This is a genomic window from Glutamicibacter sp. TV12E (assembly GCF_052441935.1).
In the GTDB taxonomy this organism is placed as follows: Bacteria; Actinomycetota; Actinomycetes; order Actinomycetales; family Micrococcaceae; genus Glutamicibacter.
The window spans coordinates 1-13962 of record NZ_JBQVVF010000001.1 but is presented as its reverse complement, the minus strand read 5'-3'; the positions used below and the strand labels follow the sequence as shown (position 1 = coordinate 13962).

Sequence of the window (13962 nt, the reverse complement as noted above, 5' to 3'; positions counted from 1 at the left end):
TTCGCTAAGGAAGGACGCGGCAGTGCTCTGCCGGGATCGTTGCGGGGATCAGGCTGCCAATTCCTGGACGGCGTCGAGGTCGAAGGCCCGCTCGAAAGCGGCCTGGACCTCATCGGTATGCGCTACCAGCACAATCTTGTGGATCGGCGAGATGTGCTTGTTGGTATCGATCCAGCGATCGATAGCTTCATGGGCGATGTCTGCCACCTGCCGTGGCTCCCAGCCGAAGGCCCCGGCGCCGATGGCTGGGAAGGCGATCGAGTGGGCATCGTGGCGTGCTGCCACATAGAGCGAGTTCACGAAGCAATCGTTCAAAATTTTTGGGTTGGGCTTGATCAGCGCCAAATTCGGCGCGGCCGTGTGGATGACCCACTTCGCATCAAGATCTCCGGCCTTCGTGGCCACGGCGATTCCTGAAGGGATTCCGTCGGGGTAGCGCTGTGCGCGGACTTCTCGGCAGGCAGCCAGCAGGCTGGGGCCGGCAGCTTCATGAATTGCTCCATCAACTCCGCCACCACCTAGAAGTGAAGGGTTGGCTGCGTTCACAATGGCATCAACGTGCAGGGTGGTGATGTCACCACGGTACAACTGGATTTCCATTTCGTACCTCCGAAGATAGTTCCGATTCGGTTATGGCAACACCTTACGCCCGGGCGCTGTGGACTGGAAGAGGTTAAACATCGAGTTTTCTGCGTGTCGGGCGATGGCGGAAAATGCATGAATCCTAGACGTAATGAATATTTATGAGCAACATTGCATAAAACTTTGCTAGAGTGGGGTGCAGTGCAATTTTCACCGGCAGAAAGGAACGGGCCATGGCCTCGTCAACAAATGAAGGATCGCTCTGGGGCGGCCGCTTCTCCGGCGGCCCTGCGGACGCAATGGCCGCGCTGAGCAAGTCAACCCATTTCGACTGGCGCTTGGCCAGCTATGACATTGCCGGTTCGCGTGCCCACGCCAAGGTGCTCAACCGCGCCGGCCTGCTCACCGATGCCGAGCTGATCGACATGATCGCCGCCCTGGACCAGCTGGAAGCAGATGTTAAATCCGAGGCCTACGTCGCCGCGGAATCCGACGAAGACGTGCACGGGTCCCTCGAGCGCGGATTGCTCGAGCGCGCGGGCACCCAGCTCGGCGGCAAGCTGCGCGCCGGACGCTCGCGCAATGACCAGATCGCGACCCTGGGCCGGATGTTCCTGCGGGACCATGCACGCATCATTGCCCGCGGCGTGATCGACACCCTCGATGCCATGGTCGAACAGGCCAAGGCCCACCCGTATGCGCCGATGCCGGGGCGCACCCACCTGCAGCACGCGCAGCCGATCCTGCTTTCGCACCTGCTGCTGGCATACTCCTGGCCGCTGCTGCGCGACGTGCAGCGCCTGGCCGATTGGGATAAGCGCGCTGCGGTTTCCCCCTATGGCTCTGGTGCGCTGGCCGGCCAGACCCTCGGCCTGGATCCGAACTTCGTCGCGGCCGAGCTCGGCTTCGACTCTGCGGTGCACAACTCGATTGATGGCACCGCCGCCCGTGACGTTTTTGCCGAATTCTCTTGGATCGCCGCGATGATCGGAGTCGATCTCTCCCGCGTTTCGGAGGAAGTGATCCTCTGGGCCACCAAGGAATTCAGCTTCGTGAAGCTGCACGATTCCTTCTCCACCGGCTCCTCGATCATGCCGCAGAAGAAGAACCCGGATATCGCCGAGCTGGCCCGCGGCAAGGCCGGGCGCCTGATCGGCGATCTCACCGGCCTGCTGGCCACCCTCAAGGCGCTGCCGCTGGCCTACAACCGCGACCTGCAGGAGGACAAGGAACCGGTCTTCGACGCCGCGGACACCTTGGAAATCCTGCTCCCGGCCGTCGCCGGCATGATGGGCACGTTGACCTTCAACACCGAGCGCATGGCCGAATTGGCGCCGCAGGGCTTCGCGCTGGCCACCGATATTGCCGAATGGCTGGTCCGCCAGGGCGTGCCATTCCGCGATGCGCACGAGCTCTCCGGCGCCGCGGTGCAGCTGGCCGAATCTCGGGGCGTGGAATTGTGGGATCTGACCGACGCGGAGTACGCCGGCATTTCCGAGCACCTGACCCCGCAGGTCCGCGAGGTCCTCTCCACCGAAGGCTCGCTGAACGCGCGCAACGGCCAGGGCGGCACCGCGCCGAGCGCCGTTGCGGCCCAGCTGGTGGAATTCGAACGCCAGCTGGCGGAAATCAAGGCGTGGGCCAGCTAGCGTCCAGCCACGCGGCCTGCCCGCTTGCGGCGGCCACCATGCGGAATGCTCCGCGTGGTGGCCGCTTGCGCGTTAACCCGCAACCCGCGCTAAAGTGTGTGCTATGGCACAACTTTTGGCTCCCGCCGACCTTATCGCACAAGTCACCTCCGCATTGGACGAACTGGCCGATCAATTGCGCGGGGTCCCGGCCGCCGATTACGCCAAACCCAGTTCGCTGCCGGGCTGGAGCACCGCGCAGCTGATCGCCCATTTGGCTTCCCTGGCCAAAGCGGCGGTGCGCCAGTTTGAGCGTGCCGGCACCGAGGATTTGCCGCCAATGTACGACGGGGGAGCCGAAGGGCGGATCGAGGCCATCAACATGACCGCGCTGATGCGCCCCGAATCCTTGCAGGCTTTGGCCCTTGAAGCGCTAGCCCAACTGCGTGCGTCCTTGCCGCAGGCCGAGCAGAAGTGGGAGGCGGGCGTCGGATATCGTCCCGGGGCGCAGGTCGCGGACATGATGTACGCAACGTGGCGGGAAATGCTGATCCACGCTACGGACCTTGATCGGGCAATCCGGCCCCCGGCCACCTGGCCGGCAGAATTCTGCGCCCATTTATTCAGGGCGCTGGTGGCCCGCGTGCCGCAAGGAACGCGCCTGGTCCTCCAGCCGCATGGCAAGGCCCGCATGGTCTTGGGGCAAGGCGAGAAGTCCTGGGTGCTGTCCGGCACCGATTTCGACCTGGCGGCGTGGCTTGCCGGCCGCGAAATTCCTGGTTCCATCCGTGTCACGGCCGCCGCCGACGGGGCTGCCGATCCGCAATTGCTGCCGTGGCCCAGCGACCGATTGATGGAACGTTAAGCACGCCATTGCATGGGCAGCGCCCAAAATGTGCTCATGATTATGCATCCTGACGCATCATCGGGCGGGCAGAAGGACTAAAATTGCTAGGCGTGACTACTTCTGAGAGCATTAGCGACCTGCTGGACCGACTGAGCAAGATCGTCCCCGACTATCCGCAGCCCGGGATCTCCTTCAAGGACCTGACTCCGGTTTTCGCCGATCCGGTGGGCTTGCGCCGCATGGTTGACGAGCTGATCGCCCCCTTTGAAGGGCAATTCGACATTGTCGCTGGCCTTGAGGCACGCGGTTTTGTGCTGGCCGCGGCCGCCGCCTATGCCTCGGGCAAGGGCATGCTCACGATCCGCAAGGCAGGCAAGCTGCCACGCGAGGTCTACCGCGACGAGTACACCCTGGAATACGGCACCAGCTGCCTGGAAGTGCACAAGGACGAGATCGCGCCGGGCACCCGCGTGCTGATCCTCGACGATGTGCTCGCCACCGGCGGCACGGTCGGATCCTCGGTGCGCTTGATTGAAAAAACCGGTGCCGTGGTCGCCGGAGTCGGCGTGGTGCTGGAACTGAATGGCTTGAACGGACGCGGAAAGCTGGAAGGGCACACAGTGCATTCCCTGCAGGTCGTCCACTCCTGATTTCACGGCCGATCGCAGTAATACTGCGCAGTGTTTCACGCCGCTGGCGAACAGCCGGCGGACCATGACAGCGAGCAGCAGGCGGACAGCTGGCGCCACATGGCCCAGGGGCCGCACCAGCCCGCCCGGAGGATTACCGGCCAGCGATTAAAGGCGCGTATTATTATCTGTCCTGTGATTTTGCGCAGGATGCAGATTGTGAGCGCGAAGGGAACCAGGTTGACCGAGACGATCGAACGCGACTTGTTGGCTGAATCCGAGTATGTGGGCCGCTTGTATGAGCGGCTCGACGAACTGCGCGCCGAAAAGGTCGAGCAGCTTGAGCGCACCCGGGCCCAGGGAGCCGTTGGAACCTTCCAGAACATGTCCGAGCGCGACTCCTTCGCTACCTTGTACGAGGACCGGATCGCCCAGCTGGACGCGGTCCAGGACCGGCTGGTTTTCGGGCGGCTGGACATGAAAGACCAGGAGCAGGAACAGGGCCCGCGCTACATCGGGCGCATCGGCCTGTCCGATGAAGAGCTGAACCGGCTGATGATCGACTGGCGCGCTTCCGAGGCCGCCCCCTTCTACCAGGCCACCGCGCTGAACCCGCGCGGGGTGCGCCGCCGCCGCCACCTGATGCTCAAGGGCCGGAGCGTGGCCGGGATCGAAGACGACGTGCTCGACGAGACCTGGTTGGATGAGGGGCATACCCATCACGGCGAGGGCGCGCTGATGGCTGCCCTGCGCGAAAAGCGCACCGGCCGCATGGGCGATATTGTCGGCACCATCCAGGCCGAGCAGGACGCGATCATCCGCGCGCAGCTGCCCGGCGCGGTGGTGGTCCAGGGCGGTCCGGGCACCGGCAAGACCGCGGTGGCTCTGCACCGTGCCGCCTTCCTGCTCTACGAATACCGCGAACGGCTCAAGAACGCCGGCGTGCTGATCGTCGGCCCGTCGAATTCCTTCATGCGCTACATCGAGCGCGTGCTGCCCTCTCTGGGCGAGACCGGCGTGGTGATGTCCTCGGTGGGCGATCTGTACCACGGGCTGCATGCGGTGCCCGAAACCAACCGCACCGTCGCCCGGCTCAAGGGCCATATTTCGATGGCCAAGGTCGTCGCCAACGCCGTGCGCAACCGCCAGCGCCTGATTCCCGCTGACCGCACCGTGGTAGTGGAGGGCACCCGCCTGACGCTGACCCCGAAGATGGTCCGCAACGCGCGCGAACGCGCCCGCCACACCCACAAGCCCTATAACGAGGCCCGCGAAACATTCGTAAAGGTGCTGGTGGGCGACCTGGCCGAGCAGCTGCGCCGCAAGCTGGAGGAATCGGCCGGGCAGTCCTCGACCACCGACCGCTCCTACCTTCCCCAGGAAGTGCGCGAATCGCACGATGTGCGCGTGGCGCTGAACCTGTGCTGGATGCCGATGACCCCGCAGCAGCTGGTGGCCGAGCTTTTTGCCACCCCGCACCTGCTCGCCGCCGCCGCGCCTCACCTGAAGGAGTCCGAGCGCGACGCCCTGTACCGCCGCGCCAACTCCCCGTTCACCGAGGCCGATGTGCCGCTGCTGGATGAGGCCGCGCAGCTGCTCGGCGACTTTGCGGACCCCAATGCGGCCGCCCACTCCGCGCAGTATGAGGCGGATGTCGAAAACGCCAAGGCCGCGTTGACCAATATGCACACCATGCTGGAAAACGCCGGCATCGATGGCGTGATCACCGCCGAACAGGTAGCCGGGGTGAACCAGGAAACCGCAGCGAAGCTCTCCGCAGCCGAACGCGCGGTGGCCGATCGCACCTGGGCCTACGGGCACATCGTCGTTGACGAGGCACAGGAGCTTTCGCCCATGCAGTGGCGCCTGCTGGTGCGCCGCTGCCCGATGAAGTCCTTCACCATCGTGGGCGATATCGCGCAGACCTCGGCGGCTTCGGGCGCCAACAGCTGGTCCCAGGCGCTCAAGCCATTCTTCGGGGAGCGGTTCGACCTTGAGGAGCTGACGGTCAACTACCGCACCCCGGCACAGATTGCCGATGCCGCTGTGCGCGTGGCCCAGGCCGCGGGCTTGCGCATCACCACACCGCAGGCTGTGCGCGAGGGCGACTGGCCACCGGTGATCACCAAAACCACGCAGGAGCATCTGGACGCAGCGGTTCTTGATGCGCTCGCCCAGGAATTGGCCTATTCCGCTGGCGGCCTGCAGGCGGTTATCGTTCCGCAGCAGGACCTTGGCCGGATCCGTTCTGCGGTGAGGGAAGTCCATGGCGATCGGGTGGGCACCGGATCGGGCGGATTGAGCCAGGACATCGTGGTGATCACCGCCCGCGAGTCCAAGGGCCTGGAATTCGACGGTGTGCTGATCCTGGAACCCGCACAGCTGGTTGCGGAAGTCGACGGCGGCGTGGGGGATTTGTATGTGGCGATGACCCGCACCACCCAGCGCCTGCATCTGGTGCATAGCCAGCCGCTTCCCGAGGGATTGGACTAGGCGCGAGCAGATGTGACCAAGGGCGGGGACCGGCAACTGGCACTTGTCCATGGCCAAGCGATAATCTGGGAACTGCGCGCCGAGACGGCAACCCCAACTCGCGGTGCAAAAGCAGAACCGCGTGAGATCTTCACGCGTAACAGGGGCAGAACGAAGACAGAAAATGGTCACAGTGAGCATGTCTGATACCAAGCAGAATCCCGTGATTGCGGGTCAGAACAACGACGCATCTTTTCAGAACGTCTGGCAGGAACTGAAGTGGCGCGGCCTGGTGCACGTATCCACCGATGAGACCGAGCTGGAACGCGCCCTGTCCGAAGAGACTGTGACCTACTATTGCGGGTTCGACCCCACTGCGCCTTCCCTGCACCTGGGCAACCTGGTGCAGCTGCTGAACATGCGCCGCCTGCAGCTGGCCGGCCACAAGCCGCTGGCCTTGGTCGGCGGTTCCACCGGCTTGATCGGCGATCCGCGCCAAACCGCGGAGCGCACCTTGAACACCAAGGAGACCGTGACCGAATGGGTCGCCAAGCTCCAGGCCCAGGTTTCGCGCTTCCTCTCTGCCGAGGGGGAGAACGCGGTACAGCTGGTGAACAATCTGGACTGGACCCAGCAGCTTTCCGCGCTGGACTTCCTGCGCGACGTGGGCAAGTACTTCCGTGTGGGCACCATGGTCAAGAAGGAGATCGTTGCCGCGCGCCTGAACTCCGACGAGGGAATCAGCTACACCGAATTCTCCTACCAGGTGCTGCAGGGCTACGACTTCCTGGAGCTGAACCGCCAGTACGGCTGCACCCTGCAGACCGGCGGCTCGGACCAGTGGGGCAACCTGACCAGCGGCACCGATCTGATCCGCAAGGTTCAGGGCAATTCGGTGCACGCCTACGGCACCCCGCTGATCACCAACTCGGACGGCACCAAATTCGGCAAGTCCGAAGGCAATGCCATCTGGCTGGATGCAGAAATGTGCAGCCCGTACACCTTCTACCAGTTCTGGTTGAACACGGCTGATGCCGATGTGATCGACCGCTTGAAGGTCTTCACCTTCTTGACCCGCGAGCAGATCGCCGAGCTTGAGGCCGAAGTTGCCGAGCGCCCATTCAAGCGCGTTGCCCAGCGCACCTTGGCCTGGGAAGTGACGTCCCTGGTCCATGGGGAGCAGGCCGCCGAGCAGGTGATCGCTGCTTCGGCCGCAGTATTCGGCAATGGCGATCTGGGCGCGATCGACTTGCCTACCTTGGAATCGGTCATCGCCGAGCTTCCAACCGCCAAGGTTGAGGCCGGCGATCTGGGCATCCTGAATGTGCTGCATGCATCGGGCTTGAGCAAGTCGCAGTCGGAGGCCCGACGCACAGTGAGCGAGGGCGGAGCGTATGTGAACAACGAAAAGGTTGAAGGCATCGACACCGTGCTCAGCGTGGCCGACTTCCTGCACGGACGCTATGCCATCGTTCGACGCGGCAAGAAGAACATGGCCGTGATCGAGCTGGCGCAGTAGGACTGCAATACCGGCGAACTACACGAAACCACCAAAAATGTTGTGAAGCAGCACACTTTTTTGGTGGTTTTGTTGTACCCGGAACTGATATTCCCTAGTCAGTGCATGATTTGAGGCCAAAATCCGACACGCTTTCCGATTTTGCGTCTGCTGGGAATCCGTGTAGAGTCTTATCTCGCGCCGCTGATCCGGACGGGCCGAAAAGGCCTGCAGGAAACAGCGGGGTGAACGAGCTGGAAACATCGAGTTGACTTTGGTCAACGTGGTGGTAAGCTTGAAAAGTTGCTCCGGAGCGAAGCAGCCGCCGAGTTTGTGGTGGTTGTGGTGTCGAGAGTGTTTGTTGTTTGAGAACTCAATAGTGTGCCAAGTTTGTTGATACCGAATATTTTTATTTGGTGAATACATAACATTTGCTTGAGGCATTGCACCCCCGTGCAGTGTTCTTGAGTGTTTTTTATTCGCCAGGATTTTTTCATTGATTCTCCCTTATTTTCCGAGGGGTTTCGGTGGCTTTTTGTTTTTTATGGAGAGTTTGATCCTGGCTCAGGATGAACGCTGGCGGCGTGCTTAACACATGCAAGTCGAACGATGAAGCCCAGCTTGCTGGGTGGATTAGTGGCGAACGGGTGAGTAACACGTGAGTAACCTGCCCCCGACTTTGGGATAAGCCCGGGAAACTGGGTCTAATACCGGATATGACTTTTCACCGCATGGTGGTTTGTTGAAAGATTTATCGGTGGGGGATGGACTCGCGGCCTATCAGCTTGTTGGTGAGGTAATGGCTCACCAAGGCGACGACGGGTAGCCGGCCTGAGAGGGTGACCGGCCACACTGGGACTGAGACACGGCCCAGACTCCTACGGGAGGCAGCAGTGGGGAATATTGCACAATGGGCGGAAGCCTGATGCAGCGACGCCGCGTGAGGGATGACGGCCTTCGGGTTGTAAACCTCTTTCAGTAGGGAAGAAGCGAAAGTGACGGTACCTGCAGAAGAAGCGCCGGCTAACTACGTGCCAGCAGCCGCGGTAATACGTAGGGCGCAAGCGTTATCCGGATTTATTGGGCGTAAAGAGCTCGTAGGCGGTTTGTCGCGTCTGCCGTGAAAGTCCGAGGCTCAACCTCGGATCTGCGGTGGGTACGGGCAGACTAGAGTGATGTAGGGGAGACTGGAATTCCTGGTGTAGCGGTGAAATGCGCAGATATCAGGAGGAACACCGATGGCGAAGGCAGGTCTCTGGGCATTTACTGACGCTGAGGAGCGAAAGCATGGGGAGCGAACAGGATTAGATACCCTGGTAGTCCATGCCGTAAACGTTGGGCACTAGGTGTGGGGGACATTCCACGTTTTCCGCGCCGTAGCTAACGCATTAAGTGCCCCGCCTGGGGAGTACGGCCGCAAGGCTAAAACTCAAAGGAATTGACGGGGGCCCGCACAAGCGGCGGAGCATGCGGATTAATTCGATGCAACGCGAAGAACCTTACCAAGGCTTGACATGTGCCAGACCGCTCCAGAGATGGGGTTTCCCTTCGGGGCTGGTTCACAGGTGGTGCATGGTTGTCGTCAGCTCGTGTCGTGAGATGTTGGGTTAAGTCCCGCAACGAGCGCAACCCTCGTTCCATGTTGCCAGCACGTAGTGGTGGGGACTCATGGGAGACTGCCGGGGTCAACTCGGAGGAAGGTGGGGATGACGTCAAATCATCATGCCCCTTATGTCTTGGGCTTCACGCATGCTACAATGGCCGGTACAATGGGTTGCGATACTGTGAGGTGGAGCTAATCCCTAAAAGCCGGTCTCAGTTCGGATTGGGGTCTGCAACTCGACCCCATGAAGTCGGAGTCGCTAGTAATCGCAGATCAGCAACGCTGCGGTGAATACGTTCCCGGGCCTTGTACACACCGCCCGTCAAGTCACGAAAGTTGGTAACACCCGAAGCCGATGGCCTAACCACCTTGTGTGGGGGGAGTCGTCGAAGGTGGGACTGGCGATTGGGACTAAGTCGTAACAAGGTAGCCGTACCGGAAGGTGCGGCTGGATCACCTCCTTTCTAAGGAGCTAACCATTTTTTGGTTGCCCATGCTGGACACGAGTGTTGTCCGGGTGGGTTGCTCATGGGTGGAATATCAATGAACTCAGTACTGGAAAGCGCGTGTGCCTGATCGGCCCTTTGTGGGGTTGTGTGGTGCGGGCGGGGTACTGGCTGTGGCTGTGCGGCGTTGCCGTTGTCGAGTACGCATCCTTTGGGGTGCTGGAAAGATGGTGGTGGTGTTGTGCGGCTTGTATGGTTTGGCATGCTGTTGGGTTTTGAGGCAACAAGCCTCCTTGCCTGGTTGATGATTGGCTGCTGGCTTTTGATGCGCTTTGGTGCGTGTTGGGGGTTGGTGGTGGTTGTTGGCTGGGGTTTTGAGGGGTTCTTGGTGTTTCGGTGTTTGTCCTGTGTTTGCCGTGGGCGTGCCTGGGCGGTGATGGTTTGTGGTTTTCATCCTTTGGGGTGGGGGTTGCGGGTTGTTGCTGCGGGTGTGTTTGCGGGGGTGCGGGGTTGTTGTTTGGGAACTGTATAGTGAACGCGAGCATCTTGCAGATGAGATGAGCTCTGGGGTCCTTTTCCTTGGATTCTTGGGTGTTTGAGTCTTGTCTGCGTGATTTTGTTAGATTGTTTTATTGCTCAATTCTGAGAACTTTGTTTTGTGTTGAAGTTTTTAAGGGCGCACGGTGGATGCCTTGGCATCAAGAGCCGATGAAGGACGTGGGAATCTGCGATAAGCCTGGTGGAGTCGATAACCGGACGTTGATACCAGGATTTCCGAATGGGGGAACCCCGCACCATGTTATGTGGTGTGACCTGCAGCTGAATGTATAGGCTGTGTGGAGGGAACGCGGGGAAGTGAAACATCTCAGTACCCGCAGGAAGAGAAAACAATAGTGATTCCGTTAGTAGTGGCGAGCGAACGCGGATGGGGCTAAACCGGTTGGTGTGTGATAGCGGATAGGCGTTGCATCGTCGGGGTTGTGGGGTCAACATGTACCAGTGCTATCTTGCTGGTGGGATGAGGTGCAGGCGTATAGGTGAATCGGTTGGAATGCCGGACCATAGAGGGTGATAGTCCCGTAGGTGTAATGCGTGTCTGCCGTTCTAGTGTTGATACCCGAGTAGCACGGGGCCCGTGAAACCTTGTGTGAATCTGCCAGGACCACCTGGTAAGCCTGAATACTACTTGATGACCGATAGTGAATCAGTACCGTGAGGGAATGGTGAAAAGTACCCCGGGAGGGGAGTGAAATAGTACCTGAAACCGTGCGCTTACAATCCGTTAGAGCCTGGGACTTGTTCCTGGGTGATGGCGTGCCTTTTGAAGAATGAGCCTGCGAGTTAGTGCTGTGTCGCGAGGTTAACCCGTGTGGGGTAGCCGTAGCGAAAGCGAGTCTGAATAGGGCGTTTGAGTGGCACGGTCTAGACCCGAAGCGAAGTGATCTACCCATGGCCAGGTTGAAGCGCGTGTAAGAGCGTGTGGAGGACCGAACCCACTTCAGTTGAAAATGGAGGGGATGAGCTGTGGGTAGGGGTGAAAGGCCAATCAAACTTCGTGATAGCTGGTTCTCCCCGAAATGCATTTAGGTGCAGCGTTGCGTGTTTCTTGCTGGAGGTAGAGCTACTGGATAGGCGATGGGCCCTACAAGGTTACTGACCTTAGCCAAACTCCGAATGCCGGTAAGTGAGAGCGCAGCAGTGAGACTGTGGGGGATAAGCTTCATAGTCGAGAGGGAAACAGCCCAGAACGCCAACTAAGGCCCCTAAGCGTGTGCTAAGTGGGAAAGGATGTGGAGTTGCTGTGACAACCAGGAGGTTGGCTTAGAAGCAGCCACCCTTGAAAGAGTGCGTAATAGCTCACTGGTCAAGTGATTCCGCGCCGATAATGTAGCGGGGCTCAAGCACACCGCCGAAGTTGCGTCATTCAAATATTAACCTGGTTTCGATTGGGTGTTTGGATGGGTAGGGGAGCGTCGTATAGCGGGTGAAGTCGCGGTGGAAACCAGCGGTGGACGCTATACGAGTGAGAATGCAGGCATGAGTAGCGAATGACGGGTGAGAAACCCGTCCGCCGAATGATCAAGGGTTCCAGGGTTAAGCTAATCTGCCCTGGGTTAGTCGGGGCCTAAGGCGAGGCCGACAGGCGTAGTCGATGGATAACGGGTTGATATTCCCGTACCGGCGAAGGACCGCCCATACTGAGCTGTGGATGCTAACCATGATGGATCATGGCTGTTGCGGCCTTCGGGTTGCTGGTTGTGTGATGTGGTGGGAACCGATGCAGTGAGGTCAGCGTATTAACAGGTGTGACGCAGGAAGGTAGCCGAGCCAGGCAATGGAATTGACCTGGTCCAAGGGTGTAGGAAGAGTGGTTGGCAAATCCGCCGCTCATTGATTCTGAGACCTGATAGGCGCCCGCTTTGGCGGGTGATTCGGTGATCCTATGCTGCCTAGAAAAGCATCGGCGCGAGGTCCCAGTCCGCCCGTACCCCAAACCGACACAGGTGATCAGGTAGAGAATACTAAGGCGATCGAGAGAATCATGGTTAAGGAACTCGGCAAAATGCCCCCGTAACTTCGGAAGAAGGGGGGCCTGCCCCGTGATGAGGACTTGCTCCTCTGATGCGGGTGTGGGCCGCAGAGACCAGGGGGAAGCGACTGTTTACTAAAAACACAGGTCCGTGCGAAGTCGCAAGACGATGTATACGGACTGACTCCTGCCCGGTGCTGGAAGGTTAAGAGGACTGGTTAGCCGTGAGGCGAAGCTGAGAATTTAAGCCCCAGTAAACGGCGGTGGTAACTATAACCATCCTAAGGTAGCGAAATTCCTTGTCGGGTAAGTTCCGACCTGCACGAATGGAGTAACGACTTCCCCGCTGTCTCAACCATGAACTCGGCGAAATTGCAGTACGAGTAAAGATGCTCGTTACGCGCAGCAGGACGGAAAGACCCCGAGACCTTTACTATAGTTTGGTATTGGTGTTCGGTGCAGCTTGTGTAGGATAGGTGGGAGACTGTGAAGCTTGGACGCTAGTTCAGGTGGAGTCATCGTTGAAATACCACTCTGGCTGTATCGGTCACCTAACTTCGGACCATGATCTGGTTCAGGGACAGTGCCTGATGGGTAGTTTAACTGGGGCGGTTGCCTCCTAAAATGTAACGGAGGCGCCCAAAGGTTCCCTCAGCCTGGTTGGCAATCAGGTGTCGAGTGTAAGTGCACAAGGGAGCTTGACTGTGAGAGTGACAGCTCGAGCAGGGACGAAAGTCGGGACTAGTGATCCGGCGGCACCTCGTGGAAGGGCCGTCGCTCAACGGATAAAAGGTACCTCGGGGATAACAGGCTGATCTTGCCCAAGAGTCCATATCGACGGCATGGTTTGGCACCTCGATGTCGGCTCGTCGCATCCTGGGGCTGGAGTAGGTCCCAAGGGTTGGGCTGTTCGCCCATTAAAGCGGTACGCGAGCTGGGTTTAGAACGTCGTGAGACAGTTCGGTCCCTATCCGCTGCGCGCGTTGGAAATTTGAGAAGGGCTGTCCTTAGTACGAGAGGACCGGGACGGACTAACCTCTGGTGTGTCAGTTGTACTGCCAAGTGCATCGCTGATTAGCTACGTTGGGAAGGGATAACCGCTGAAAGCATCTAAGCGGGAAGCCTGCTTCGAGATGAGATTTCCATGCACCTTGAGTGTGTGAGGCCCCCAGCTAGACCACTGGGTTGATAGGCAGGATGTGGAAGCAAGGACTGAAGACTTGTGTAGCTGACCTGTACTAATAGGCCGATGACTTTCAACACACAATAATGCAATATTGAACTAATGAAGTTTTCAATGCTGCTCGCGTTCACTATGCGGTTACGAGACAACAACCTCTGAAACCATGAAACTTTTTGCAGGTGCAGGGCTTTGGCCCTGGCACTGGAAACACGACCAGGGATTGGTTTGTGTGCTTCGTGATTGTTACGGCGGTCATAGCGTGGGGGAAACGCCCGGTCCCATACCGAACCCGGAAGCTAAGGCCCATTGCGCCGATGGTACTGCACTCGTGAGGGTGTGGGAGAGTAGGTCACCGCCGGACTTAACTTGAATATGGTTTGGGCCCTGACACGATCGTGTGTCGGGGCCCAAACTTGTTTAACCAGCATTGCAGGTTGGTTGGCGGGATGGCTGGTTGGTGTTGTTGGTTGGTGGGGGTTCGGGTGGGTGCCTGGCCCCCCTTTTTTTTCCTGTTTAACGAGCCTTTGGGCGCTGACCGGGAACC

General features: G+C 59.6%; 6 protein-coding genes and 3 rRNA genes. 8 read left to right on the top strand and 1 reads right to left on the bottom strand.

What is annotated here, in order from left to right:
* Positions 1-48 precede the first annotated feature (48 nt).
* Positions 49-600, bottom strand: coding sequence for a macro domain-containing protein (locus ACT7DV_RS00045; protein WP_444660342.1), 552 nt, complete (start codon positions 598-600; stop codon positions 49-51).
* Between the two features lie 215 nt (positions 601-815).
* Between ACT7DV_RS00045 and argH the strand changes: the two genes are divergently transcribed.
* The 8 genes from argH (at position 816) to rrf (ending at position 13779) form a co-directional block, all read left to right on the top strand.
* On the top strand, positions 816-2231 hold the full coding sequence (argH, locus tag ACT7DV_RS00040; protein WP_444660341.1) for an argininosuccinate lyase: 1416 nt from the start codon (positions 816-818) through the stop codon (positions 2229-2231).
* Between the two features lie 103 nt (positions 2232-2334).
* On the top strand, positions 2335-3075 hold the full coding sequence (locus tag ACT7DV_RS00035) for a maleylpyruvate isomerase family mycothiol-dependent enzyme (protein WP_146278095.1): 741 nt from the start codon (positions 2335-2337) through the stop codon (positions 3073-3075).
* 83 nt (positions 3076-3158) lie between these two features.
* Positions 3159-3707 (top strand): adenine phosphoribosyltransferase, encoded by a 549-nt coding sequence (locus tag ACT7DV_RS00030; RefSeq protein WP_444660340.1) that lies wholly within the window; start codon positions 3159-3161, stop codon positions 3705-3707.
* A 198-nt stretch (positions 3708-3905) separates the two neighbouring features.
* Positions 3906-6179, top strand: a complete 2274-nt coding sequence (locus ACT7DV_RS00025) for a HelD family protein (RefSeq protein WP_444660339.1) — start codon at positions 3906-3908, stop codon at positions 6177-6179.
* A gap of 178 nt (positions 6180-6357) precedes the next feature.
* The gene (tyrS, locus tag ACT7DV_RS00020) at positions 6358-7677 is read left to right on the top strand and encodes a tyrosine--tRNA ligase (RefSeq protein ID WP_444660338.1); all 1320 of its coding nucleotides are present in this window, start codon (positions 6358-6360) and stop codon (positions 7675-7677) included.
* 520 nt (positions 7678-8197) lie between these two features.
* A 16S ribosomal RNA gene (locus ACT7DV_RS00015) occupies positions 8198-9723 on the top strand.
* Between the two features lie 642 nt (positions 9724-10365).
* Positions 10366-13498 (top strand): 23S ribosomal RNA (locus ACT7DV_RS00010).
* 164 nt (positions 13499-13662) lie between these two features.
* A 5S ribosomal RNA gene (gene rrf / locus ACT7DV_RS00005) occupies positions 13663-13779 on the top strand.
* Together the 16S, 23S and 5S rRNA genes form the textbook arrangement of a ribosomal RNA operon.
* The last annotated feature ends 183 nt before the right edge of the window (positions 13780-13962 follow it).

Excerpts from the sequence above, each read along its gene's own strand:
- ACT7DV_RS00045 (WP_444660342.1), bottom strand. The coding sequence starts at position 600 with ATGGAAATCCAGTTGTACCGTGGTGACATCACCACCCTGCACGTTGAT.
- argH (WP_444660341.1), top strand. The coding sequence starts at position 816 with ATGGCCTCGTCAACAAATGAAGGATCGCTCTGGGGCGGCCGCTTCTCC.
- ACT7DV_RS00035 (WP_146278095.1), top strand. The coding sequence starts at position 2,335 with ATGGCACAACTTTTGGCTCCCGCCGACCTTATCGCACAAGTCACCTCC.
- tyrS (WP_444660338.1), top strand. The coding sequence starts at position 6,358 with ATGTCTGATACCAAGCAGAATCCCGTGATTGCGGGTCAGAACAACGAC.